At 61.6% G+C, this 25,063-nt stretch carries 25 protein-coding genes; 4 read left to right on the top strand and 21 right to left on the bottom strand.

Translation table 11 applies throughout. From position 1 onward, the window contains the following. Nucleotides 1-5: 5 nt before the first annotated feature. Nucleotides 6-587, top strand: coding sequence for an ACP phosphodiesterase (locus KUV72_RS11680; protein WP_222163789.1), 582 nt, complete (start codon nucleotides 6-8; stop codon nucleotides 585-587). On the opposite strand, the gene glp is transcribed toward KUV72_RS11680, so the two are convergent. The 11 genes from glp to KUV72_RS11625 all read right to left on the bottom strand — a co-directional run bounded on the left by glp (nucleotide 582) and on the right by KUV72_RS11625 (nucleotide 11,491). Beyond that, the gene (gene glp, locus KUV72_RS11675) at nucleotides 582-1,805 is read right to left on the bottom strand and encodes a gephyrin-like molybdotransferase Glp (protein WP_222238506.1); all 1,224 of its coding nucleotides are present in this window, start codon (nucleotides 1,803-1,805) and stop codon (nucleotides 582-584) included. The two genes, KUV72_RS11680 and glp, sit on opposite strands and share 6 nt — an antisense overlap. Further along, entirely contained in the window at nucleotides 1,795-2,322 is a 528-nt protein-coding gene (moaB, locus tag KUV72_RS11670) for a molybdenum cofactor biosynthesis protein B (RefSeq protein ID WP_206938882.1), read from the bottom strand. Before moaB ends, glp begins: the two co-directional genes overlap by 11 nt. Then, nucleotides 2,319-2,660 (bottom strand): DUF1244 domain-containing protein, encoded by a 342-nt coding sequence (locus KUV72_RS11665; RefSeq protein ID WP_206938875.1) that lies wholly within the window; start codon nucleotides 2,658-2,660, stop codon nucleotides 2,319-2,321. The genes moaB and KUV72_RS11665 overlap by 4 nt, the downstream gene beginning before the upstream one ends. Nucleotides 2,661-2,819: 159 nt before the next feature. After that, the gene (locus tag KUV72_RS11660; protein ID WP_222163790.1) at nucleotides 2,820-3,905 is read right to left on the bottom strand and encodes a formate dehydrogenase subunit gamma; all 1,086 of its coding nucleotides are present in this window, start codon (nucleotides 3,903-3,905) and stop codon (nucleotides 2,820-2,822) included. 9 nt (nucleotides 3,906-3,914) lie between these two features. Next, complete coding sequence (gene fdh3B, locus KUV72_RS11655) at nucleotides 3,915-4,538, bottom strand: formate dehydrogenase FDH3 subunit beta (protein ID WP_206938871.1); 624 nt, start codon at nucleotides 4,536-4,538, stop codon at nucleotides 3,915-3,917. 73 nt (nucleotides 4,539-4,611) lie between these two features. Then, on the bottom strand, nucleotides 4,612-7,467 hold the full coding sequence (locus tag KUV72_RS11650; RefSeq protein ID WP_222238504.1) for a formate dehydrogenase subunit alpha: 2,856 nt from the start codon (nucleotides 7,465-7,467) through the stop codon (nucleotides 4,612-4,614). An 18-nt stretch (nucleotides 7,468-7,485) separates the two neighbouring features. Continuing rightward, entirely contained in the window at nucleotides 7,486-7,704 is a 219-nt protein-coding gene (locus tag KUV72_RS11645) for a twin-arginine translocation signal domain-containing protein (RefSeq protein ID WP_206938867.1), read from the bottom strand. Further along, entirely contained in the window at nucleotides 7,701-8,381 is a 681-nt protein-coding gene (locus KUV72_RS11640) for a molecular chaperone (protein ID WP_222238502.1), read from the bottom strand. The genes KUV72_RS11645 and KUV72_RS11640 overlap by 4 nt, the downstream gene beginning before the upstream one ends. Next, nucleotides 8,378-10,117 (bottom strand): 4Fe-4S binding protein, encoded by a 1,740-nt coding sequence (locus KUV72_RS11635; RefSeq protein ID WP_222238500.1) that lies wholly within the window; start codon nucleotides 10,115-10,117, stop codon nucleotides 8,378-8,380. Before KUV72_RS11635 ends, KUV72_RS11640 begins: the two co-directional genes overlap by 4 nt. Before the next feature lie 130 nt (nucleotides 10,118-10,247). Next, nucleotides 10,248-11,063 (bottom strand): DUF3306 domain-containing protein, encoded by an 816-nt coding sequence (locus tag KUV72_RS20070; protein ID WP_222238498.1) that lies wholly within the window; start codon nucleotides 11,061-11,063, stop codon nucleotides 10,248-10,250. After that, the gene (locus tag KUV72_RS11625; protein WP_242520581.1) at nucleotides 11,060-11,491 is read right to left on the bottom strand and encodes a DUF3305 domain-containing protein; all 432 of its coding nucleotides are present in this window, start codon (nucleotides 11,489-11,491) and stop codon (nucleotides 11,060-11,062) included. Before KUV72_RS11625 ends, KUV72_RS20070 begins: the two co-directional genes overlap by 4 nt. A gap of 148 nt (nucleotides 11,492-11,639) precedes the next feature. Between KUV72_RS11625 and KUV72_RS11620 the strand changes: the two genes are divergently transcribed. After that, nucleotides 11,640-12,524, top strand: coding sequence for a formate dehydrogenase accessory sulfurtransferase FdhD (locus KUV72_RS11620; protein ID WP_222238496.1), 885 nt, complete (start codon nucleotides 11,640-11,642; stop codon nucleotides 12,522-12,524). 121 nt (nucleotides 12,525-12,645) lie between these two features. On the opposite strand, the gene KUV72_RS11615 is transcribed toward KUV72_RS11620, so the two are convergent. Together KUV72_RS11615 and KUV72_RS11610 are read right to left on the bottom strand one after the other, a co-directional pair. Continuing rightward, complete coding sequence (locus tag KUV72_RS11615) at nucleotides 12,646-13,284, bottom strand: helix-turn-helix domain-containing protein (RefSeq protein ID WP_206938834.1); 639 nt, start codon at nucleotides 13,282-13,284, stop codon at nucleotides 12,646-12,648. Nucleotides 13,285-13,443: 159 nt separating this feature from the next. Then, nucleotides 13,444-14,391, bottom strand: coding sequence for a histone deacetylase family protein (locus KUV72_RS11610; RefSeq protein ID WP_222238494.1), 948 nt, complete (start codon nucleotides 14,389-14,391; stop codon nucleotides 13,444-13,446). A gap of 212 nt (nucleotides 14,392-14,603) precedes the next feature. Here KUV72_RS11610 and KUV72_RS11605 point away from each other — a divergent pair, with 212 nt between their 5' ends. Continuing rightward, on the top strand, nucleotides 14,604-17,351 hold the full coding sequence (locus KUV72_RS11605) for a bifunctional acetate--CoA ligase family protein/GNAT family N-acetyltransferase (RefSeq protein WP_222238492.1): 2,748 nt from the start codon (nucleotides 14,604-14,606) through the stop codon (nucleotides 17,349-17,351). Between the two features lie 128 nt (nucleotides 17,352-17,479). Here KUV72_RS11605 and pdxH read toward each other — a convergent pair whose 3' ends face one another. From pdxH to KUV72_RS11580, 5 genes are all read right to left on the bottom strand, one after another. Then, nucleotides 17,480-18,121, bottom strand: a complete 642-nt coding sequence (pdxH, locus tag KUV72_RS11600; RefSeq protein WP_222238490.1) for a pyridoxamine 5'-phosphate oxidase — start codon at nucleotides 18,119-18,121, stop codon at nucleotides 17,480-17,482. Between the two features lie 188 nt (nucleotides 18,122-18,309). Further along, nucleotides 18,310-18,702 (bottom strand): DUF2069 domain-containing protein, encoded by a 393-nt coding sequence (locus KUV72_RS11595; RefSeq protein ID WP_206938826.1) that lies wholly within the window; start codon nucleotides 18,700-18,702, stop codon nucleotides 18,310-18,312. Further along, on the bottom strand, nucleotides 18,699-19,319 hold the full coding sequence (wrbA, locus tag KUV72_RS11590; RefSeq protein WP_206938824.1) for an NAD(P)H:quinone oxidoreductase: 621 nt from the start codon (nucleotides 19,317-19,319) through the stop codon (nucleotides 18,699-18,701). Before wrbA ends, KUV72_RS11595 begins: the two co-directional genes overlap by 4 nt. Before the next feature lie 88 nt (nucleotides 19,320-19,407). Further along, a complete protein-coding gene (gene arsC / locus KUV72_RS11585) occupies nucleotides 19,408-19,752 on the bottom strand; it encodes an arsenate reductase (glutaredoxin) (RefSeq protein WP_206938822.1) in 345 nt (114 codons plus the stop codon). Nucleotides 19,753-19,886: 134 nt separating this feature from the next. Continuing rightward, entirely contained in the window at nucleotides 19,887-20,345 is a 459-nt protein-coding gene (locus KUV72_RS11580) for a gamma-glutamylcyclotransferase family protein (protein WP_206938820.1), read from the bottom strand. A 178-nt stretch (nucleotides 20,346-20,523) separates the two neighbouring features. On the opposite strand from KUV72_RS11580, the gene smrA reads away from it, so the two are divergent. Further along, a complete protein-coding gene (gene smrA / locus KUV72_RS11575) occupies nucleotides 20,524-21,141 on the top strand; it encodes a DNA endonuclease SmrA (RefSeq protein WP_206938818.1) in 618 nt (205 codons plus the stop codon). Between the two features lie 252 nt (nucleotides 21,142-21,393). On the opposite strand, the gene KUV72_RS11570 is transcribed toward smrA, so the two are convergent. The 3 genes from KUV72_RS11570 to KUV72_RS11560 form a co-directional block, all read right to left on the bottom strand. After that, nucleotides 21,394-21,939, bottom strand: a complete 546-nt coding sequence (locus KUV72_RS11570; RefSeq protein WP_222238488.1) for a DUF934 domain-containing protein — start codon at nucleotides 21,937-21,939, stop codon at nucleotides 21,394-21,396. Next, nucleotides 21,929-23,584 (bottom strand): nitrite/sulfite reductase, encoded by a 1,656-nt coding sequence (locus tag KUV72_RS11565; RefSeq protein ID WP_222238486.1) that lies wholly within the window; start codon nucleotides 23,582-23,584, stop codon nucleotides 21,929-21,931. The genes KUV72_RS11570 and KUV72_RS11565 overlap by 11 nt, the downstream gene beginning before the upstream one ends. Nucleotides 23,585-23,714: 130 nt before the next feature. Further along, entirely contained in the window at nucleotides 23,715-25,043 is a 1,329-nt protein-coding gene (locus KUV72_RS11560) for an MATE family efflux transporter (RefSeq protein WP_409995890.1), read from the bottom strand. Nucleotides 25,044-25,063 lie beyond the last annotated feature (20 nt).

Genomic DNA, 25,063 nt, shown 5'->3' with positions numbered 1-25,063 from the left:
CGGCTGTGAATTTCCTGGCTCATGGCTGGCTGGCCCGCGAGGGCAGTGACGGTTTTCTCCTCGGCAACTTGATTGCCGACGGCGTCAAGGGGACCGACCTGTCTGCGTGGCCAGCGCCAGTCGCGGAAGGCGTGCTCCATCATCGCCAGGTTGATGCCTTTGTCGATCATCACCCCCGAGTCGCTGCCGCAAGGGCTCGTGCGCCAGCAGGTGGGCGTCGCGTTGCCGGTATTGCGCTGGACATGATGTGGGACCACTTTCTCGCTGATGAGCTGAGCGGCGATCAGTGGCGCGAGCGGGACGAGCTGATTGATCGCTGCTACAGACTGTTCGAGCGGCATGGTGCGCCGCAGCGGCTGGCCCAGATGGTGCCCGTGATGGTGCGTGAGGACTGGTTGCGGCGCTATTCCAGCCTGGCGTTCACCACCCGCGCGATTGCCGGCATCGGTACGCGTTTATCGGGTCCCAATCGGCTGGCGGAACTGGTGCCGCACCTGGAGCAGGATTACGACGTCCTGCGGGAAGACTTCGCCATCCTGTGGCGGGATACCCGTCGCCACTGGGAAGTCTCCCCACGTCTCTCATGACGTTCGTAGCCACAGGCATTCGACAGCATCTCCAGGGCTTATCTCGGTGTGCGGTGGAATGACGGCCAAGGCGTCGGCATTGATGCAGGAAGATAGAACGCCTGAGTTCTGGTCGTCGAAGGCTTTCGCCGCAATGCCAGTCTGACGGAAGTCGAGGGAAACCCTCATGTAGTGCTGGCGTGGCCCCGTGCCGGTGCTGAAATCGCTTTGTGCCCAAAGGCGCGGTAGCTCAGCCATTTGCTGGCACCCCTGCATGCCGCCGAGCAGTGGGCGCAAGAATAGCCAGGCACCGACGTAGCTGGAGACTGGATTGCCAGGCAGACCTACAAAGCGTGTCGCATGTCCTGTTGCATTCGGCAACTGGCCCAACGCCAGGGGTTTGCCAGGGCGAATGGCGAGGCGCCATAGATCCAGGTGACCCAGCTGTTCCAGGGCTGCCTTGACATGGTCTTCCTCGCCTACGCTGACCCCACCCGTAGACACCACCAGATCGGCCATCGCGGCAGCTTCAGACAGACAAGCGCGAGTACCCTCGGCAGTGTCTGGCACGCTGCGGGTCAGTACCACCTCGGCACCGAACCGCTGCAGCAAACTGAGTAGCATGGCACGATTGGAGTTGTAGATCTGACCGGGGGCTAGCGTCTTGCCCGGGTCAATGATCTCGTCACCGGTCGACAGCAGGGCGACACGGGGTCGGCGGTGGACAGCCACCTCGACGATGCCTTGGCCTGCCAGGTGCCCCAGGGCAGCGGCATCCAGGCGCGTGCCCGCCGCCAGCAGGGTGTCGCCACTGGTGACATCACGCCCTTGCCTGCGCACGTTGTCGCCGGCAGGAATCGTCGCTGGCATGATCGCGATATTGCCGTCACGCTCCACCTTTTCCTGCATCACGATGCAGTCCGCGCCCTGTGGCAGCACGCCACCGGTAAAGATGCGTGCACAGGTGCCTCGCTCAAGCTTCGCCGTGGGCGATCCTGCCGCCATCCTCAGCGCCACGGGTAGACGCCGGCCGGCATCCTCATGATGCAGGGCATAGCCGTCCATGGCGCTGTTGTCGAAAGGCGGTACGTCCAGCACGGCCTTGACGTCCCTGGCCAGCACTCGGCCGTCGGCGACGTCGCAGCTGACGGTCTCCTCGGGGAGGGCCTTTACGCCCTCCAGCAGGGTGTCCAGGGCGTCCTGCATCGGTGCCAGCCTGCTCGACGGCTCAATGGTCATGCTGTCCGCGCTCCGCAATCACGAGATTGGCAAAATTGCAGGGCTTGTGGCGACTGTCCAGCTGTTCGGCAAGGATGCCATCCCAGGCGGTGCGGCAAGCCCCTGTAGAACCAGGGAGGCAGAAAATGACCGTGCGATTGGCCATGCCGCCCAGGCAGCGGCTCTGGACGGTAGAACTTCCAATCTCCTGCCACGACAGCTGGCGGAAGAGTTCGCCGAAGCCTTCAATTCGCTTGTCGAGCAGCACACTGACGGCTTCTGGCGTCGAATCACGGCCGGTAAACCCGGTGCCGCCCGTGGTCAGAACCACTTGAACCTCCGGGTCCGCGATCCACTGGGACAGCACCGCACGAATACGATAGATGTCGTCGATGACGATCTGCTTGTCGGCCAGCTGGTGACCGGCATCTTCCAGGCGCTGGACCAATGCCTGTCCACTGCGGTCGGTTGCTTCATCTCGGCTATCGGAGACGGTGAGGACGGCGATCTTCAATCCGATCATGGCATCGTGGCTCATGAGCTCGGGCTCTCCTTGCTCTGCTGCTTGTCACGTTTGGTCTGCTGGCGTGCCTCGAAGGCGGCCATCTGCTCTGGCGTGGCCTTTGCCTGGTAGAGTTCCTTCCATTCGCTGTAGGGCATCCCGTAGACGTACTCGCGGGCGCTTTCATAGTCGATGGTTTCACCGCGCTCATCGGCGGCTGCTACCAGCCACTTGGAAAGGCAGTTGCGGCAGAAGTCTGCCAGGATCATCAGATCGATGTTCTGGACGTCCTTGTTGTCATCAAGGTGCTTCAGGAGACGACGGAAGGCTGCCGCTTCCACTTCAGTTCGCGTGTGTTCATCGAGATGTTGCATGAGGTTCTCCAGAAAATATGTCGAGCACAAAGCCGGATGCCATGATGGTAACGCCAAGCCCGCCCGCAAGAAACACGTCGCCCCGAACATGAGTCGGGGCGACGTGTGAAGCGATGTGCAGCGTTGACCGTCAGTGCGATGGACAATAGCCCGTGATGATCACGAGGGTGAGGACGAGGAGGGGGCGCTGTCTGCCTGATCGTCGTGGGGCTGTGCCGCTGGTGCCTCACCGGCCTGATCCTTGACCTCCTCGTACCACAAGTTGTGGTGCTGCTTGGCCCATGTCTCGTCGACGTACCCCGTTGTCATGCCTTCCAACGCACCTTCTGTGCCGAGGGTGCCAATGTAGATATGGCCGAAGGAAACGGCGGTCAGAATCAGTGCACCTACGGCGTGAATGATGTTGGCCCACTGCATCGTGTCGCGGCTCTGATCGAAGTTCGGGAAATCCAGCACCAGTCCGCTGGCAAAGACCACCATGCCCGCCGTCGCCAGCATCCAGAACCACGCCTTCTCCCCGCCATTGGCGAAGCCCGCATCCGGATGCTTGTCCCCGATCATGCCGCCCCCCTGCTTGAACCACTCGATATCATGGCGCTTGATCCAGTTGTGCTTCAGGAATTTCGCCAGCACGAAGATCAGCAGGATGCCGAAGAAGGGGCCGATATAGTTGTGCAGGAACTTGGTGCCACTGATCATGGCCGCCCATACCGCATCCCCGAACAAGGGCTTGAACACAAACTTGCCATACAGAATGTTGAGCCCGGTCAGCGCCAGAATCAGGAACAGGGTGGCCAAGGTCCAATGCAGTGCTCGGCTTAAGACCGACCAGCGCAACAGCTTGCGACCGGTGCGCGGTTCATCGAGCTGGCTGCGCCCCACGATCAGATAGAAGATCGTGATCATGACCAGCATACCGCCCACCGCCACCAGCCCGAATGGCGATACCCATTTGTTGCGCCATTGACGCCAGGTCTCACCACTCTGGTTGATCAGGCTGTAGGTGGAATCATGGCGAGTATCGATGAAGGACTCACCATCCTTCACCTGTCGCCAGGTATCTGCGTCAGCGGCGGGCACGGCGACCGCAATCTCCGCATTGGGGTCGGCAGCCAGTGCAGCGCTACCAAAGGCCAGGGCGACCAGCAGGAGTAAACCGGGCAGGGCTATTCCTGGAAGGGCTATCGCCAGCCGTGGCAAGCGAAACCCCTGGCCCAGCCGGCTCAAGACATCACGCATGTTCATGGGGCCTCCTCACTGGTCTTGAGTCGCATCGTAGGCCATTGCGTCGATCGCCGAGGGCGACCCGTTGCCGATAGCGGACCAGGCGCCGTCCTTGTGGCCGCGACGGACGACCCGCTCGCGGAAGATATCCGCCACGGTCTGGGCATCACCGGCCAGCAGAGCCTTGGTGGAGCACATTTCAGCGCACAGCGGCAGCTTGCCTTCCGCAATACGGTTGGCGCCGTACTTCTCGTACTCTTCTTCCGGGCTGTCCGCGGGACCACCAGCACAGAACGTGCATTTGTCCATCTTGCCGCGTTCGCCGAAGGCATCCTGCTGAGGGAACTGGGGGGCGCCGAAAGGACAGGCGTAAAGGCAATAGCCGCAGCCGATGCACAGGTCCTTGTCGTGCAGGACGATGCCGTCATCCGTCTTGTAGAAGCAGTCGGTGGGGCAGACGGCCATGCAGGGGGCGTCATCGCAGTGCATGCAGGCCACCGAGATGGAGACTTCGGAGGGTTCACCATCATTCAGGGTGACCACGCGCCGGCGCTGGATTCCCCACTCGACCTCGTTGGCATTCTTGCAGGCGGTAACGCAGCCGTTGCACTCGATGCAGCGCTCTGCGTCACACATGAATTTCATTTGGGCCATCTTGCAACTCCTGGTTTCCCGGAGGTCGGGACGGGGTGTTCACCGGTCCCGATCTCTTGTTCGATTCGACGGTTCAGCTCGCGAGCTCGATACGACACAGCGTGCACTTGGTTTCCTGCATCTGGGTCACCGAGTCATAGCCGTATGTCGTTGCCGTATTCACCGCCTCGCCGATCACGTAGGGGACCGTGCCTTCCGGGTAGCGGTCAGCAAGACTTTCTCCCTGGAACACGCCACCGAAGTGGAACGGCATGAAGACCACTTCCCTGGCCACCCGCGGCGTGACCATGGCCTTGACCTTGATGCGTCCACCTTCTGCACCTTCGACCCAGACCATGTTGCCGTCCTGGATGCCCAGGTCATTGGCCAGGGCAGGGTTGATCTCGACGAACATCTCCTGTTGCAACTCGGCCAGCCACGACATCGAGCGGGTTTCCTCGCCGCCACCTTCGTATTCGACCAGACGTCCAGACGTCATGATGATGGGGTACTTCTGACTGGCGTCGTTTTCCTGAATGCTCTGGTAGAGCGTCGGCAGGCGATAGTGGGAGGCCACGTCCTCCCAGGTGGGATAGTCCTTGACCAGGTCGCGTCGCGAGGTATAGAGCGGTTCACGATGCTTGGGAATCGGGTCGGGGAAGGTCCACACATTGCAGCGCGCCTTGGCATTGCCGAAGGGGGCGCACTCGTGGGCGATAGCGACACGCTGGATGCCGCCGGACAGATCCGTCTTCCAGTTCCTGCCCTCTGCAGCCTGTTTTTCCTCCGGGGTCAGCTCGTCCCACCAGCCCAGGTCCTTGAGCATGTCGGCACTGAATTCAGGATAGCCATCCTCGAGATCAGACTCGGCGCTGAAGGAGTTGTCCGCCAGAATAGGGGTGCCTTCATGCTCGATACCGAAGCGAGCACGGAAGGTCAGCCCCCCCTGGGATACCGGCTTGCTGGTGTCATACAGAATCGGAGTGCCTGGATGGCCAAGTTCTGGCGTGCCCCAGCACGGCCAGGGCAGGCCGTAGTAATCGCCGTCAGCCGGCCCACCTTCGGCACGCAAGTCACGGAAACTGAAGGTGTGCCAGTTCTGCTGGTGGGCCTTCAGCCGCTCAGGGCTTTGGCCGGTATAGCCGACGGTCCACATCCCGCGGTTGAATTCTCGGGTGATGTCCTCGATCAGTGGCTCATCGCCATTGACCTGGATGTTCTTGAACAGCTCGTCGGCAAAGCCAAGACGTTGGCTAAGCAGATACATGATGGCGTGGTCGGGCTTGGCTTCGAACGCGGGTTCCACCACACGGTCACGCCACTGCACAGAGCGGTTGGTGGCCGTCACGCTACCGTAGCTTTCGAACTGGGTGGCGGCCGGCAGCAGATAGACACCGTCGGTGCGGTCATGCATGACGCCAGCCACAGTGGGATAAGGGTCCACGATGACCATCATCTCCAGCTTCTGCATGGCCTTCTGCATCTCGGTGCCACGCGTCTGGGAGTTGACGGCATGTCCCCAGTAGAACATCGCCTTGAGGCTGGTGCGCTGCGAAATATCAGCATCGTCCTCAAGCACGCCGTCAATCCAGCGAGACACCGTGATACCGCTGGAATTCATCGGGTAGCCGTCGGCGTACTCGGTCTGGTCGAAACGGCTCTTGAGCCACTCGTAGTCCAGCCCCCAGATCTGGGCCCAGTGTTGCCACGCGCCCTCGGCGAGACCGTAGTAGCCGGGCAGCGAGTGGGACATCAGTCCCAAGTCGGTAGCGCCCTGAACATTGTCATGGCCACGGAAAATGTTTGCACCACCACCTGACTTGCCGATATTGCCCAGGGCGAGCTCGAGAATGCAGTAGGCGCGAGTATTGTTGTTGCCGGTGGTGTGCTGGGTGCCTCCCATGCACCAGACGATGCAACCCGGGCGGTTGTCAGCCAATGTCCTTGCGGTATCCCGCATGACATTTTCGGGCACGCCGGTGATTCGCTCTACCTCGCTGGGCGGGAAGTTGGCCACTTCATTGCGCACCTCGTCCATGGCATAGACGCGCTGCTCAATGTACTGACGGTCTTCCCAGCCGTTTTCGAAGATATGCCACAGCAGTCCCCAGATAAAGGCGACGTCAGAGCCGGGACGAATCCGCACGTAGTGATCGGCCTTCGCTGCGGTGCGGGTGAAGCGAGGATCCACCACAATGATTTCGGCCTGGCTGCGCTCCTTGGCGAGCAGCACGTGCTGCATGGCCACGGGATGCGCTTCACTGGGATTGGAGCCGATGAAGAGGATCGAACGACTGTTCTGGAGGTCATTGAGCGAGTTGGTCATCGCCCCGTAGCCCCAGGTATTGGCAACGCCCGCCACCGTCGTGGAGTGGCAGATACGGGCCTGGTGATCGGTGTTGTTGGTGCCCGCCAGCGCCGCAAACTTGCGCATCAAGTAGGCTTGTTCATTGCTGAACTTTGCAGACCCCAGCCAGTAGATGCTATCTGGCCCATGCTGATCCGTCAGTTCCAGCACCTTGGCGCCGATCTCGTCGATGGCCTCATCCCAGGACAGCCGCTGCCACTCACCGGCGACCAGCTTCATGGGGTATTTCAGGCGCCGCGTCGAGTGGCCATGCTGACGCAACGAGGCGCCCTTGGCGCAGTGGGCGCCGCGATTGATTGGATGGTCGAAGGCCGGTTCCTGGTGGGTCCAGACGCCTTCCTGAACCTCTGCATAGACGCCGCAGCCGACGGAGCAGTGTGAACATATCGTCCGGCGTGTCTCTACCGGTGCGTCGCTGTACGGGGTTTTCTCGGCGGCTTCGGAGCGACGCATCATCGGGCTGCCAAGTAGACCGAGGCCGGCAACACCGCCGGTGGCGGCTCCACTGCGCTTGAGGAACTGTCGCCGCGAGATACCCAGCCCGGATGCCTTGGGAGTGTGAGAGGTGCGTGTCAGACGCATAGCAGGATCTCCTGGGTATCAGTCGCGTAGAGAGTCATAGAAAGCACGCACGTGCTCTGTCTCCCGGTAATTGCCGGAAGACGCTGGGTCACGCTTGGCCGATGAGGCGTCGGCGTTGTCCTCTGCTGTCGCCTGAGCCGTCTGGCTGACCACGACCGCTGCCCCGGCAGCGGCAATCGTGCCCCCGCCAAGCACCTTCAGGAAGCGACGTCGTTGTGTATCGGGGGTAGCACTCATGCTTGATCTCCTGCTCCGTGGGGCTGGCGACGAACGTCTGGTGTTGCCATGCCGAGGGTCTGGGATGAGGGGTGGGGCGTAGCCTGCAACTGACTGCGTTCGCGTTCGAAGAAGAGTGACGCCAGCGCGCCGATGGCGGCATAGAAGGGCGATGCCACGGCGGCGAGATCCCGTGCACAGTCAGTGGCCCATGGCGCCAGGTGGCGATGGAAGAAACCGGCCTCGTGGGGATGGCTTTCCGCCACCAGCATGGCCATGACTTCGCACAGGGCGGCCAGGTGGTCCTCGGGCTCACTCACGTCGGGAGAGCGTTCCAGGTTGAGTGTGCGCAGCTCCTGGCGCAGGGCGACCAATGGCGCTTCCATCAAGCCGCCTTCACGATAGTAGGAGGCGTAAGGCAGCACATCGCCCTGGATGACGCCGACCAGGTGAACGAAGTGAGCGCGTTTCAGCCCTTCGCTGGTACTGTCCGCGGCGGCATTCGCCAGGCGCTGCCAGGCCTGGGCGAAACGTATGTCGTCTGTCGACGTCTCGAGAGAAGCCAGCCATTCACGCAGTGCGTTGTCGGGTGGCGTTCTCAGCAAGGCGGCGAGCAGGGCGTAGATGTCCGCTCTGAGGGCCCGGGCCTCATCGTCCTGCCCGGGCGAGATGTCGGTGGGCGAGTGTTGAGCCGTCATACCTTGAGCTGAGCCTCCGGGTTGGTCGCCATCTCCTGCCATACATCCTTGACGCGGCAGTCCTGACACATCTCCAGTCGGCGTGCCTGATCACCGCTGAAGTACGGATGCTGGGCGAGCTTTTGCTGAATGGCCTCGATGGTGCCGCGATTGGCGAACGCGGTGCCGCAGGAGATGCAGTGAAAGGGGCTGTCTTCGTGGCACACGCGCCAGTCCGCTCGCGCTGGGCTGGCGAAGAATCCGGGCTGCAGCGTGATGGCAGACTCAGGACAGCTCTTTGCGCATAGACCGCACTGCACACAGTCGGCCTCACGAAAGTCGAGCCTAGGTGTGTCCCCGCCCGCGCCCAGCGCATCCGTGGGACAGCTGGCGACACAGCCCATGCACAGGGTGCAGGCATCGCTATTGACGTCGATGCCCCCGAAAGGGCTGCCGCCTGGCATGCTGTGTCGCTGACCATCCTGCTCGCCATGAAGCGCCAGATGCTCCAGCACTCGGTTGAGGCGTCGGCGCTTGCCCTGCTCATCAGCGCCGTCACTGTCGGCGCAGTCGTCAAGGTGGCTCAGGCGGGTGGGCAATCCCGCATGGCGGGGCAAAGCATCGCTGCTGAGCGGGTCGTTGGCGGCAAAACGCTGGAGTCGCTGTTCAGAATGTCCAAGTGCCGCGAGCAGTCCGCGAGCCTGAGCCAGCTGATCCTCCAGATGAGCGGCGAGGCGCGGCGGCATGGAGGGGTAGTCGACAATGCGGACTTCACACGCTCCCGCGGCGATCAGCGATAGCCAGTGGTCAGCACCGGCGGCGCCAAGATCTTCCAGGGCCACGTCGATCACGTGAGGCGCGTCGGGTTGTTGATGATCGGTGTAGTCGGCTTGGACGAAGCGCACGACCGGCGACGTGCCGCCAGCGGTGTGATACCCATCGAGCCACGCCAGCAAGGTGTCCTGCTGACGTAGGCTGTGAGGCTGGCGAAACTCGATGGCACCGGTGGGGCATGCGCTGGAACAGCTACCTACGCCCTGGCACAGCTGAGGGTCAATCTCGATGTGCGCGCCAATCCTTCCAGGAACACTGTGTATAGCGTCGGCTGGGCAAACCTCCAGGCAGCGAGTACAGCCTTCAAAGCCACGCGTGGAGTGGGCGCAGCGATCGTTATGAATCTGGAAGTAGCGAGGCTTCTCGAAGTCGCCTACCCAGTCAGCCAGACCATCAATGAGGGTGTCGCGCTGCTCCCCCGCAACAGGGGCGTGAAAGTAGCCGGGAGGAGGAAGCTCACGAGGCAGGCTGGGCTCTGCGCATAGGTCGATGACCAGGTCATGGCCGTCACGTTCCAGCAGCGCCTTGGCCAGGTTGATAGGCCCATCGGGTGTCGGCAGCCACAACCTGAAGTTGCCCAGGTAGCCCTCGAGGTGCAGGTCCGCAGGGTGTTTGCCCAGCAGTGGTTGCACGAAGACACGCAGATCGGCATGGGCACGCAGATCAGCATGGGTCGTGAGCGCTTGATATCCGGCGTCGGTGACGACCAGCGTCAGGCTGGCCAGGGATGATGAGTCTCCCTGGCGATCCAGCAGGGCGATCAGGGCCTGGCTGTCACCGATGGCCAGCGCATGGCCATGACTCTGATAGCCGACGGAGGAGGCTGCCAGGTTGACTGGCCATGAGCTGGCGGCAAGTGCGCGCTCACGGGCTTTCCGGTTGACCTCCTGGTCTACCGGTATCGTCGCAATTCTTTGGTTCATGCTGTTCCACGGTCGAGAACGTATTGGTCGTTATCATTTTTTTCTTATGTGTCTAGGACTCAGTGTGAGCGGTCAATCTCAAATTCGCCAACCGCCCTTGGTCGAAGACGTGGGCCAAACGTTGATAAGGTCAGGGTTGAGGTGTATCTCCCGAGAGGTCCTGGTCGTCGCCCCTCGCGGTGTCTTCGCTGAGCGTCTGGCAGTGAGACTTACTGCATGCTGAGGTAGACGCCTCCCGGCCTGTGCGTGGGCGAGAAGGGGGGCCACCATCCTCGGTGGTAGCTTGGTCCTGCGCATGCCCAGCGGCGTCTTTCTCGGCGATGCCGTGGTCAAAAGCCTGCTGGTCGCCCGCCTCTTGATCAGCTCTGTCTTGATCAGTTCTGTTCTGACTAGCTCTGTCTTGACCAACGCTGTCGGCATCTGCATCTGCATCGGCATCGGCATCGAGAGTCCGATCGTCAGTCGCGTCGTCGACGTTATCCCACCAGCGGCGCAAGCGCTGGGCGGTTTCCTTGGCCAGCGGTGTCAGGCGCTGTCGGAAGTCATCGTCGTAGTCGTCCAGACCGTCGCGAATGCCGTAGCGCTCGGCACTGAAAAGCTGCCGCAGGGCACGCTGCTTCAAGGCTTTGTGGATGCCAGGCTCAAGATAGGCGCGTATATCACTGCCTGGAACCAACGTCTCTGGATCGGGCAGGGCGGTGGCGTCAGCGCCAGCAGCAGACTCGCTGGCGTCGCCCTCTGCAGCTTTCGTCGGTTGCGCTTGCGTCGGGCTTTGCGCTGGGCTTGGCACAGCGGCGTGCCCGGGAGCGTACATACGATCACTGGGGACATCTTCCGGCTCGTTGCCGGCCCCAATGGTTCGCTGCGTTTCATCCGCGGACGCTAAGTGGTCAGGCGCTTCGTGATCATCCAGCTTGCGCTGAGACCAGCGCGACAGGCGGCTCATGCAGTGTTCTCCCGGGCACGGCCTGCGCCCTTGCGCTTCTTCTTGCGCCCCTCTGCCGGCGCTTCGCCATGGGCGGCCAGATAGGCCTCGACCCAGGCTTGCAGGGCCAAGGGCATGGGTGTGGCGAGCACTCGGTGTTCACCGTCCATCCAGTTGGCAGCGACATCCTGGCTCGCGGTGACCGCGTCGGGCTTGGGAGGCAGGTCGCTGTGGCCAGCGCGAACGAACAGGCGTGGGGTCTGGGACTCGAGGTTGAAGCGGTAGGCGGCACGCTCGGTCATGCTCAGCACCAGCGTCAGCACCCAGGGACCGCTGTTTCCGGGTTCAAGGCCGGTGATTTCCCAGTTGCGCTGGCGAAAGCCTTTGACCATACGGTCGTGGTGACCAAGGTCAAGGCTGAGTTGTCGCCTGTTGGACATCTCAGTCATGGTGTATTGTCTCCGTGCGGCATCCTTGCCTCTGGGGAACGACAGTATCAGCGAACGCTCATTCAATGATACCCAACATGCATTATGCCGTTAACAGGCATTTGATTCACGCCCTTACGATGGCTGCCACCGACCTCCAGGAGTCTGCATGTCATTCAGCAAGCCCAGCAGCCAGCATCAGGTCCAGCATAAGGTCCAGAGAAGCTACGCGCAGTTGCCAGCGACGCTCGAGATCGAGGTTGTCGATGAATTTGGCCATCCCCGTCGCCAGGCGATCGCCGCAGAGCGGGCCTTGACGGTGTACCTCAATCGACGGGAGATCGTCACCTTGATGTCCCTTGGTGCCGACCCTGAGGCCTTGGTGGTGGGGTATCTACGCAATCAGGGCTTGATACAGCGGCGTGAGGACCTGGACGCTGTCATGGTGGACTGGGAGGTAGAGGCTGCGGCCGTGGTGACGCGAGAGGAGCCTGACGATCTCGAGCAGCGCCTTGGCCAGCGCACCGTAACCACTGGCTGTGGCCAGGGCACGGTGTTCGGCCGCCTGCTGGATCAGACCTCGATGGCAGCACTGTCGCGTGAGCCGGTACGTCAATCGGTGATCTACGCCTTGCTGGAGGCACTAGGGGCCTATAACGACACCTACCGCAGTGCGGGCGCGGTACATGGCTGTGCGGTGTGCCGCCAGCAGGAGGTGCTGGACTTCGTCGAGGATGTGGGGCGCCACAACGCCGTGGATACTCTGGCCGGGCGTGAGTGGTTAACGCCGGGGGATGGGCAGGTACCCGACATCTTCTACACCACCGGGCGACTGACCTCCGAGATGGTGCTCAAAGTGGCGCAGATGGGCATTTCGATACTGGTATCCCGCTCAGGCGTTACCCAGAAAGGTGTCGAGCTTGCCGAGAGGTTTGGGGTGCTGCTGATTGCCCGCGCCAAGGGGCGCAGACTGCAGATCATCCATGGGCGAGATCGGTTTATCCATGATGCCAAGCCTGATCCCCGGCCGGGGGATCTTCAGCGCCGGCAGTAGGTCGATGTAGGCGGTAGTGAGTAAGAAGCGCTCCTTGACGAGACCTTGGCTCTTTTCACGCATGCCACGATGCTCAAGTCACCACACGGACCAGCAACTAGCGCCTTGGCGCCGACAGAATTTAACCGCTTACCGCTTCCCGTCGCGTACAGACGGACAGGATCGTGGCGTCTTCCTTGCTGGTAGAGACCAGTGCATGGCCCATGTCGCTGTCAAAGTAGATGCTGTCCCCCTCGGCCAACGCCAGCGGCTCATAGAACTCCGAGTAGAGCAGGACTTCTCCGTCCAGCACCATCAAGAACTCTTCGCCGTCATGACGTACCCACTCGGAAAACTCGTCGAACCGACGCGCCCGCACGATCGTCTTGAACGGGATCATTCGCTTTTGAGCCAGTTCGCAGCTGAGCAGCTCGTGCTCGTAGGTCGGCGTCGGGTGGCGCTGACCATCGCCGCGACGGGTCATATCGCGTCGGCCCATGGTGCGCGACTGCTGGCGTGGGGGTGACAGCAGTTGTGGCAAGTCGATGCCAAGCCCACCGATCAGTTTCTGGACGGCGGTGAAGGTCGGGGATATCTGATCATTTTCGATCTTGGAAAGCGTCGAGCGGGCCAGCCCCGTGCGCTGGCTGACATCTTCCAACGTCCATTGGTTGGCAAGGCGTATTTCCTTGAGCCGCTCACCAAGACGGAGGGGTTCAACGAAGGCCTTGCGGCCGGAGGCAATCTCGAGCGCTGCCTCCTGATCGGTATGTTGCGCCATGGCGGTGTTCACGATAGGAAATCTGATTTCCTTTAGGCTAACACAGCCCCTCCCTGTTTCGCTTCTGCCTGTTTTACCCGTAAGACGCCGCTCTTAAGCCACAGCCTGTAAGTCATAGCCCGTAAGTCATGGCCCCGTGAGAGGGAGGGAGGCGCGCCGTCAGGTGGCGGCGGAAGGTGAGTAGGCCAGTCCCAGCAGGGCGCGCATATGGGCTTCAGCGCATCTGCCGAGAGCGGTCAGGTCGTAGCCTCCTTCAAGCACTGAGACGACGCGCCCTTCACAATGTTGGCGCGCTATGGCGAGTATGCCCTGGGTAATCCAGTGGTAATCCTGATCGTCCAGGCATAGCTCGGCCATGGGATCGTCGCGATGGGCGTCAAAGCCCGCCGAGATGATCACCAGTTCGGGCTTGAAACGGTCCAGCGCAGGCCACCAGTCACGCTCTATGGCAGCTCGAAACTCAAGACTCTGTGTGCCGGCAGGCAGTGGCGTGTGCACCACATTGGGGTAGGGAGTGTCGAGATACCGCCAGGGATAGAAGGGTGACTGGAAGCTGGTGCAGATCAGGGTATCGGGATCATTCTTGAAGATATCGATAGTGCCATTGCACTGGTGCACGTCGAAATCGAGGATGGCGATGCGCTGCACGCCATGGGCCGCTCGGGCGTGGGCCGCACCGACGGCGACGTTGTTGTAGAAGCAGAAACCCATGGCTTCATCGGCTTCGGCGTGGTGTCCTGGCGGACGCACCGCGCAGAACACGTTGTCAGCCTTGCCCTTGAGGACCTGGTCCACGCCCTTGACGACCGCCCCAGCCGCAAAGCTTGCTGCCTGCAGGCTATCGGGGTTCATCAAGGTGTCGGCGTCCAGGTGGGCGTGGCCGGCGTCAGGCAGAGCGGCGTCGAGGCGCGTCAGGTAGGCATTGCCATGCACGCGCTCAAGCTGTTCCCGGGTGACCTCGCGAGCATCGGCCTGCATGGCATGCTGCAGCACACCTGCACGCATCAGCTGAGCTCTGATGGCATCCAGTCGCAGCGGGCTCTCCGGGTGCTCTGGTCCCATGTCGTGGCGCTGGCACTGCGGATGGGTCAAGTAGGCTGTAATCATGCGAGGCTCCGGAGGTCATGGCGCCACCTTAAGGGTGAGACGGCCTGGGAAGACAGTCACCAATGGTCGAACGCGCCCACTATGGCGACACCCTTGACGTGACACCCAAGGGTGGACGCGCGGAGGGCACCGCGCCACACTCCACCACTATTGGCTTGGGTGGCACGCCAGGTGCCACCCATCGGGGTACGATTCGCCCAGGAGGTCTTGCCGTGAGCACCCAGTTTTTGCGCCGTTTTTTCGATCCCGCGTCGATAGCCGTCGTGGGCGCCTCCGAGAAGACGCACTCCACGGGAGGCCAGGTCATTCGCAACCTTCTCGATGGGGGATACACCGGTAAACTCTGGGCGGTCAATGCCAAGGGCTACGCCAGCGTGCATGGGGTCACCTGTGTCGCGCGGACATCGCAGTTACCCGAGATCGTCGATCTGGCCATTCTGTGCACTCCGGTCAATAGCTTGCCGAAGCTGCTTTCCCGCCTTGGCGAAAGTGGCGTTCGGGCTGCGCTGGTGCTGTCCGGAGGCAGCCAACTGGATGATGAGCATAGCGGCAAGTCCTCGCTTCGCCAGCGCATGCTCGATGCCGCCAGGGCCTCCGGTATTCGCGTGCTGGGACCCGAATGCATGGGGCTGATCGTGCCCGGAAGGCACCTCAATGCCTCCTATTCGAGCCACACGGTTCCCAGGGGCAAGGTCGCCTATCTCGGGCAGTCCGGCATGCTGGCCAACGCCATGATCGACTGGGCGGCGGGGCGAGGTATTGGCTTTTCACACTTGCTGACGCTGGGTGAAAGCATCGATGTGATGCTTCCTGACCTGATTGACTACATCAATCAGAATTCGCCGACCCAGGCGATATTGCTGCACCTGGAGCGAGTGCATGATGCCCAGCACTTCATGACTGCCGTGCGAGATGCGTCGCGCAGTCGCCTGGTCCTGGCCATCAAGAGTGGTCGCACGGCGCAAAGTGACATGAGTGGACTGCCACCGACACCGGGTATCACCCATCGCGATCAGGTCTTCGATGCGGCCTTTGCCCGGGCCGGGGTGGTCAGGGTCAACGATTCCGATGAGCTTTATGATGCGCTGGAAACCCTGTCGCGGATGCGCCCACTCAAAGGGGATCGGCTGGCGATCGTTTCCAATGGGTTAGGCCCGGCCATGCTCGCCATCGACAAGCTGATCAGCTCCGGCGGTCGCCTGGCCGAGTTCGAGGATGATACCCAAAGCGCGCTGCGCGAACAGGACCTGGATATCAGCAAGCCAGGTGAAAATCCGGTGGACCTGGGAGGCAATGCCACCCCAGAGCGGTTTGTGGCAGCGTTGGAGGCGGTGGCAGCGGATCCCAACGTCGATGCGGTGCTGGTGGTTCATGCCCCCACGCGCCTGGCGCCCTCCCGGGCCACCGCCGAAGCGCTGATTGGTGGAAGGCGGCGTTTCCCGCGCAATCTGCTGACCAGTTGGATGGGCTTCGAACAGGCTGTCGACGCCCGTCATCTCTGTCATGAAGCCGGTATCCCCACTTACCTGTCTCCTGAGAAGGCGGTCAAGGCATTCATGCACATGGTGGACTATCAGAGAGTCCAATCGCTATTGCAGCAGACGCCGCCAAGTCTTCCCATTTCTACTGCGGCAGAGGTGCGCCAGCGCTGTCATCAGCTGATCGATCGGGTGCTGGCCGAGGGCAGGGAAAGTCTTGCCCATAGTGAGACGGCCGAGGTGCTCAAGGCCTATGGCCTGCCGGTGGCCAAGAGCCTCTATCCCGACAGCACCGATAACGCGGCGCAATTGTCCCGAGCCATGGAGGGGCCCTTTGCCCTGAAGGTGGTACACGATGGCAACAGTCGGCCATTCCGCTACCGCCAGCATCCTCACAAACTGTCGGCTGGCTTGATTCAGGACATCGCCACACCTGTGGATGTCGCAGCTGCCATGGATCGCCTCAGCGAGAAAGTGTCCGAGAAGTTCCCAGGTTTTCAGGTGCGCGAGTTCTGTCTCCAGCCCATGCAGCGGGGCAAGCATTCCATGCAGCTGTGTGCCGGGATCACTCGCGATCCGGTGTTCGGCCCGCTCATCGTCTTTGGCATCGGCGGTTACAAGGTGAATATCCTGGCCGACCGACAGGTATCGCTGCCGCCGCTCAACATGACCTTGGCGGCCGACATGGTAGGCCGCACCCATGCCTACCGGCTGATTCGTGAGCACTCAAGCGATCCCGAACGTGACACGCAGCGTCTTTGCCAGGTGCTGGTGACGCTGTCGCAGATGGCAACCGACCTGCCCAGGTTGCGGGGGCTAGAGATCAACCCTTTGCTGCTCAACCGTGATGGCATGGTGGCGGTGGATTTCGCCATGGACCTGGGGCAGCCCGCGAGATTTGCCATCATGCCCTATCCGGAGGAGTTGCGAGAATCGGTTACACTACGCAATGGATGGGAAGTGGAGTTTCGCCCCATCCGTGCCGAGGACGCGCCGCTGATCACCGAGTTCCACCGTCAGCTGTCGGAAGAGAGTATTCGCTTTCGCTACTTCCATAACAAGACCGACCTGAGCCAAGGCGACCTGTCACGCCTGGCCCATATCAACTACGACCGCCAGATGGCCTTTATCGCAGAGCGTCTGTGCGAGGATGGCAGCAAGGAAATGTTGGGGGTGGTGCGCGTGTGGAATGACCCCGACAACATTCGCACCGAATTTTCTATCATCATTCGTGATGATCTTCAGGGGCTGGGTATTGGCAGTCGGCTGATGGAGAAGATGATCCGCTACTGCAAGGGTGTCGGTACCCTGGAAATGTTCGGCAAGATCATGATCGACAATCATCCCATGCGGGCACTGATGAAACATCTGGGGTTCCGTCAGCGCTTCAACATGGAGGAGCAGGTGGTGGATGCCGTTCTGCGACTCAACGAGCCCACCAGTGACTGGCAGCGGCACCGCCTGGAACGGCCGGTGGAATGATCACGCCGCCACCGGCGCAGCATCCTTCCATGCGCCGGTGGGCCTGAGTTCTCAAGAAGGGTTGCTCTACAGGTTCTTGTCGACAGACTCTCTTCGACAGATGCTTCCTAGAGCAGCCTGCTTTCTTTCTACGGAGCCAGGCGAGCCACCTCCCAGCTATCATCGCGGCGGTGATAGCGCACGCGATCATGCAGGCGACTGGGTTGCCCTTGCCAGAATTCGATCATCTCCGGTACGACGCGATAGCCGCCCCAATGTACGGGTCGAGGAATGTCCTGACCTTCGTAGGCTTTTTCGAAGCGTTGCTGGCGCTGTTCGATCCAGCCGCGGTCAGGAATCACCACGCTTTGTGTCGCGATCCAGGCACCCAGCTGGCTGCCCCGGGGCCGACTGGAGAAGTAGACGTCTGATTCTTCTTCCGCCACGCGCTCGACGTGTCCTTCCACCCGCACCTGACGTGCCAGAGAGGGCCACCAGAAGGTCAGTGCGGCATGGGGAACATTGGCCAGCTCGCTGCCCTTATGGCTGTGGTAATTGGTGTAGAACACCATGCCGTTGGCATCGATGCCCTTGAGCAGCACAATCCGCGCATGGGGCAGTCCCTGACTATCTACAGTAGATAGTGTCATGGCATTGGCGTCCTGGGGTTCGCTATCCAGCGCGAGGGCAAACCACTCGTCGAACAAGGTGAAGGGGTCGTTCGGTACGCTGCCTTCGTCGAGAATACCGCCTTCATAGTCGCGTCGGATGTCCGCAATATCACGGGTCATGAGTGTCTCCAGTGGTATCCAATTAAGCAGTGAGCGTGAGTTGTGTTCGGCTGGCCGCTACCAGAATCATCGCATCCACGTAAGTCGCTGTCGCCTTGCCAAGTCATCGTTTAGGCAACGCACACCCAGGCCGTCGGGTTGCACCACGTCAACGGCCAACCAGGACGCATGGGGAGACGCCAACTGGTTCAGGCTTGGCGTAGCTGGCGCGAACGAAAGCGGGCGTAGGCGGTACAGCCGGCAAACAATACCAGCGCCACCACAGCCTCCAGGATGCCGCGACCACCCAGCCCTGGCAGGCTTGCGACCATGACTCCTTGAGCAAAGTACAGCAGGCTGACAAAGGCAAGCCAGGCGTGTCCACGCGGTCGCCGCGTAAGGATGGAAGGCAGAAAGAGGATCAACGGCAGGACGAAGGCGATCATCGGCCCGAATCGATTGCCGTCGGCCTCTACCGAGAACCCTCGATAGATCATCATGGCCAGCAGTGCGATAAACCCGACCAGCACTACCTGGCGTGCTCTCGTGGTGAGCTGATCCAGGCCCTTGCGCCGTTCCAGTTCCTCGAGCCAGGCCCTCATGATGCCGCCTTGCGAGCAGCCGAGAGCGCCAGCGTCAACCTGGCGATTCGTTCGCCTTGGGCAAAGGCGAGTTCGCGCTCGTGTTCATCCAGCGGACGATCGCTGCGGACCCCAGCGAGATGGCTGACACCGTAGGGAGTGCCGCCGCCTTGAGTGCGGGTGAGAGCCGTCTCACTGTAGGGCAGGCCTGCGTAAACCATGCCATGGTGCAGCAGCGGCACGAGCATGGTCATCAGCGTGGTTTCTTGCCCACCGTGGAGGCTGGAGGTGGAGGTGAAGGCGGTGGCCGGCTTGTCGATCAGTGCACCGGACAGCCATAACTCGCTGGTGCTGTCGAGAAAGTGCTTGAGCGGCGCAGCCATGTTGCCAAACCGCGTAGGACTGCCGATAGCAAGGCCGCTGGCATGGCGCAGATCATCGAGTTCGGCGTAGATAGCACCTTCCTCGGGAATCTCCGGATCTACCGCCTCACAGGTGGGCGACACCGGAGGAACCGTGCGGATCCTTGCATCCACTCCCGCGACCGACTCCACGCCGGCGGCAATCCGCTCTGCCAGAGCGCGTGTGGCGCCCTGGCGTGAATAGTAGAGGACCAGTACGTAGGGCAAATCCGACATGCGGTTTCCTATTGAGTTGACCAGTAAACGGCGTTGAGGGCAGGGCGTTCACCCCATGAAAAAGGCGGAGATCAATGGCCGCGGAGTGCTAGAACAGGCGTTTGATGTCTTCGGGTGGTCGTCCGATCACGGCACGCTGTCCGTCATCGAGAATCGGCCGTTGGAGGATACGCGGATGAGCCTGAATCGCCGCAATAACCTGTTCCGGGTCGTCACGATCGGCGCCCAGCGTTTTCCACTCGGTCTCGTTGGTGCGGACCAGGTCCCTAGGCGAGCCATCCAGACGCGCGATCAGCTCGCGCAGCTCCTGGCCGTTCAGGGGATCGTCCAGATAACGCCGGACCTGCGCCTCTATCCCGGCCTCCTCGAGCAGGGCAAGGGCTTCACGCGACTTGGAACAGCGCGGGTTATGCAGCAGGACGAGAGTGGCCATGACAGCTCCGACGGCAGGAGAAAGGGCTCACATTGTAATGCCCCGGCACCGGGCCCCACAACGCTGTGCGTATCCCGCACCGAAGGACCTGGGCGGCGAGATGGGTGAGCGCATCGTCTCGACGAACTTGCGCGTCAGTGAGGATCCAGACGCAGGTAGACCCAGGCCGGCGTACCATTGGCCAGCGCCACCCTGACCCGCTCGTAGCGCTGGCCCAGCCGCTCGTAGCGATCGAGGGCGCGTAATTCGTCGCCGTCGACCTGTAACAGCTGACCAGGCACGTAGGCCTGTGGCGCGGGCTCAAGGTCCAGGCCAACCCGCTCAAACCCACGCAATAGTGCAGGACTTGTCTCTAGGTCGTCACCGGTAATCAGCCAGCGTACCCACGGCCAGCGTAGGGTGCCGTAAACAAAGACCCGATGTTCATCCGCCAAGTCGAGCTCTGAACGAGCCGAACTGACGGTTGTCGCTTGCGCTGGTGGCGTGTAGCCAAGTGGGCTCTTGTAGGTGTACCACAGCCAGCCAAGGCCGAGGATGCCGGCCATGACCAGAGCAAGGCACAGACGAGGGATCCAGCGTGACAGCAACGACATAAGCAGTGACCGCAAAGGGATGAGCGTTGGCACTGTAGCGTGGCCAGGAAGCCGTGCACAACGTTCTGCACGGGAAGAAGACGCCTGGCGCCGACGATGGCAGGGCGTTTGCACGACAGTCTATCGATGATCGTCTTCGGCTTGCTAGGATAAAGACCCGATGACGAGGAGGTGCCCCATGACCGATTCCTTCCATGCCAGCGGAACTGACCATGGCCATGACGATATCGACTTCAAGACCATGATGGGGGATGTCCAGCCACTGCGCCGCAGCCAGAATCGTGCCGATGCAGGTCATCGGCCAGCAGCACCCACCGAGTCACAGATCGCCAGGCGGCGCCATGCCCTGAGTGGCAACGATGGCGCGGACGGTTTGAGTGACGACTTCGTTGACCTGGTGCCTCCCTATGATCCGCTTGAGTTTCGGCGAGATGGCATTCAGATTGGCGTGATGGAGCGCTTGCGCCAGGGGGGCTACCCGGTACAGGCCAGCCTGCACCTGTTGCGCAGACCGTTGTACGAGTGCCGTGCCAGCCTGCCGCAGTTTATTCGCGATGCTTACGCTGCTGATCTTCGCTCCGTGCTCATCGTTCACGGGCGCAGCCGAGAGATCGATGGCGCGGCCAATGTGCTGCGATCCTGTCTCGCCAAGTGGCTACCTACGCTGGAGGAGGTTCACGCCTTTGTTTCTGCGCAAGAGGGGGATGGGGGATTGGGCGCTACCTGGGTGATGCTACGCAAGAGCGAGCGTGCGCGATCGGCCAACAGGGAACGCCAGCAAAAACGTCGGGGCTAGTTCTGGTGCTTAGTCCTTAGTCCTTAGTCCTCAGTTCTCAGTCCTCAGTCCTCAGTCCTTAGCCCCTAGTGTCCGGTACCTCTCGGCGGGGACTTGCTGCCAATCCTGACGGTAACAAGCAACTTCTACGTCAATAAGCTTCAACAAACAACAGCGCCGCCCCATCGGGCGGCGCTGTTGTCTTGAACCCTAGGTGACAGCAGGTCAGTGCTGGCACATCAGCGGTTCAATGCTGCTGCGTCGTTTGACGTATCAGGCGACGGCGGTGTCACGCTGGCGCTCACGCGCTTCACGCTGGCGGCGAAGGAACATCGGTTCCGGGTTGTCGATAGACACCTGGTAGTGGCGGGAAAAGATGGTCAAGGCATTCAGCGCATCCTCGACGATCTGATCTTCGCGCAGGGAGAAGGCATCGAAGCCACAGCGAGCCATATAGGACAGCTGGTCGATGAGCACATCGCCTACAGCGCGAATTTCCCCGCTGATACCGTACCGTTCCCGCAGCACGCGCGCGAGGGTGTAGCCGCGACCATCGGTGAACTTGGGAAAGTCGATGGCGATCAGTGGCGCCTTGCGCAGCTCGGCCACGGTATCGTCATCCAGCACCGTGTCGCTGGGCAACCAGGGGGCCAGGTCGTCGCGACGCTCAGCGGCGAGCCAGATGTCCAGGCGCACGATGCTGTTGGGCTGGTCGGCAGAGGCTTCGTCTTCCAGGCGAACCCAGGAGTCTTCAGCCAGTCGACGCTCCTTGATGAGCGGACGCTGGGGCGTGTCCTGGAGGGTAGCTTCAGGCTGCATAGACAAACTCCTTGAAGGGTTTCAGGCCGATACGGCGATAGGTGTCGATAAAGGCTTCGTCGGGCTGACGCTCGCCAACATACACCTTGAGCACCTTGTCGATGACGTCCGGCACGTCTTCACGGAAGAACGAGGGGCCAAGGATCTTGCCCAATGACGCTTCGTTGCCCTGGCTGCCACCAAGCGAGATCTGGTAGTACTCCTCGCCTTTCTTGTCGACACCAAGAATGCCGATATGGCCAACGTGATGGTGACCGCAGGCGTTCATGCAGCCGGAGATATTGAGGTCCAGCGGGCCGAGGTCATACAGGAAGTCGAGGCTTTCGAAGCGTTCCTGGATGGCTTGAGCCACCGGAATTGACTTGGCGTTGGCCAGGGCGCAGTAGTCACCGCCAGGGCAGCAGATCAGATCGGCCAGGGTGCCCACGGTGGGGTTGGCCAAGCCAAGCGCTTCCAGCTTGTGCCACAGCTCCTCAATCTGGTCCACGGCCACGTCGGACAGCACCAGGTTCTGCTCGTGGGTCACCCGCAGTTCGCCGAAGCTGTAGTCGTCAGCCAGATCGGCGATCTGTGCCATCTGCTCTGAGGTGACGTCACCAGGCGACTGTCCGCTGCGTTTGAGAGACAGCGTGACGGCCTTGTACCCAGGCACCTTGTGGTCGGTCACATTGTTGGTCACGAAGCGGGCAAAGGCGCGGTTGTCCCGGCGCAACGCTTCGAAGGCCTCGATGGCCGTTGCGTCCACGTCACGGCGGGGCGGATCGACAAAATGAGCGGCCATGTCGTCCACTGCCTGCTGATTGAGGGTCTGCACGCCGTCCTTCAGGTGCGCCCATTCTTCCTCGACCCGACGGCGCATTTCGTCGACGCCCAGGGCCTTGGTCAGAATCTTGATGCGCGCCTTGAACTTGTTGTCCCGGCGACCGAACTGGTTGTACACCCGCAGTACCGCTTCCAGGTACGTCAACAGATGCTGCCAGGGCAGGTCTTCGCAGAGCGTCTCGCCAATCATCGGGGTACGCCCCAGGCCGCCACCGACGAGGACCTTGATGCGCACGTCCCCGGCGTCGTTGCGCCACAGCTTGAGGCCGATGTCGTGCACCTGAATGGCAGCACGGTCCTGGGCAGCGCCGGTCACCGCGATCTTGAACTTGCGCGGCAGGTAGTAGAACTCCGGGTGGAAGGTCGACCACTGACGAATCAGCTCGCACCAAGGCCGTGGATCCACTTCTTCGTCCCCGGCGATGCCGGAGAACTGGTCGGTGGTGGTGTTGCGGATATCGTTGCCGCTGGTCTGGATGGCGTGCATCTGCACACTGGCGAGCTCCGCCAGCATGTCAGGCACGTCTTCCAGCTTCGGCCAGTTGAGCTGAAGGTTGGTACGCGTCGTGAAATGCCCATAGCCACGATCATAGCGAGCAGCCAGCTCACCGAGCTTGCGGAGCTGGTAAGAGGCCAGCATGCCGTAGGGAATCGCGATGCGCAGCATGGGCGCGTAACGCTGCACGTACAGACCGTTCTGCACCCGAATCGGGAGGAATTCTTCCTCGCTGATCTTGCCTTCGAGATAGCGACGCATCTGGTCACGGAACTGTGCGACGCGTTCGTCGACCAGGGTCTGGTCATGATTGTCGTAGCGATACATTCTGCGCTTTCCTGCAGCCAGGGAATGACGGGACGTTGCGGGTTACTCTACCTGCACGCCATTATGCGATAAAAGAATAAATATTTATAGTTTGGGTGAAAATAGTAATAAGAGGCTTGTCAGCATACCCTCATACCGCCAGTTGTTGCCATCGGCGACGTTGCCAAATGATGGCAAAGCATAGTGAATTGAGGGCGCGATAGCCGAGCTGGCACCACCATACCGCCAATAGGCCAGCACCTTCATGGACGCCGAACCACCAGGCCAGCGGCAAGAACACTAGCCATTGGCACGCCAGGGTCAGCTGCATGACCGTGCGATTGGCCCCGGCACCCAGCAATGCCTGGGTGAACACCAGGGCGACGGCGTCAATCACGATCATCATGGCGGTCAACCGCAACGGGGCAACCCCGAGCGTGATCAGGTCGGGCTCGTGCAGGAACAGGCCCAGGACGGCGTGGGGAATCGTCAACATGGGGAGGGCCAGAAGGGCGAGCAGTAGCCAGGCCACCCTGACCGTGTCCCAGCCCCAGCGATGGGCCTTTTCCGGCGAGGCATTGCCCAGCGCTTCCCCCACTAGACTCATCGCCGCCATGCCCAGGCCAACACCCGGCAGAATCAACAGTAGCGACAGGTTGACCAGAACATGGCCGACCGCGACGCTGGCGGTATCGATCTGGCCAAGAATCCAGAACAGCACGGCGTAGCCGGCCGCAAACCAGAGCTGCTGAAAGGAGTGTGGGGTGGCGAGGCGAAGCGTCGTTGCCAGTGTCCTGGGGCAGGGGCGACGGGGCGTTCCCGCGCGGCGGCTGAGCCAGGCCCAGATGCCGAGACCGACGAACAGCGACAGGCTGCTGCCCAGGCCAGCGCCACTCACGCCCATGGCCGGCAGTCCCCAATAGCCAAAGATGAGTCCGACGCTTGCCACCAGGTTGACCGCCTGCATGATCAGCATGATGCGCAGGTACAGCCCGGTCTGCTGGATACCGTTCCAGTAGCCTCGATAGCAGAAGATCATGGCCACCGGCAGCAACGCTATCACCCGCCAGCGAAAGTAGCTCACGGCGAGAGCAGAGACGGCGCCATCATCATTCAGCCAACCGATGAGGGTTGGGGCCTGCCATAGACACAGCAGCATGAGAGGCAGACCAAGCAGGGCGGCCAGCGCCAGTCCAGATACCAGGGGTTCTGCACGAGGATCGCGAGATCCCGCGCTGACATCCGCCTCTCCGTGACGCCTGGCAACCTGGGCCTGGACTCCGGAGGACAGCCCAAACAGGCAGGCCGTGACCATGAACATGGCATACCCTCCCACCCCTGCGGCGGCCAGTTCCGTCTCGCCCAGCCGCCCTATCAGAGCGGCGTCCACCAGATTCATCAGGCTCTGGCTAAGCATGCCCGCCATGATGGGGAGCGCCAGCCGCAGGATCATGTTCCAGCGGTTGAGCTCTGGCAGCAGCTTGCAGGGTGACGCCACGC

Origin of the sequence: Halomonas sp. DP4Y7-1, assembly GCF_019800705.1 — a bacterium.
Lineage (GTDB): Bacteria > Pseudomonadota > Gammaproteobacteria > Pseudomonadales > Halomonadaceae > Halomonas > Halomonas litopenaei_A.
Note: the sequence above shows the minus strand (reverse complement) of the source record. Positions and strands in the feature narration are given on the sequence as shown.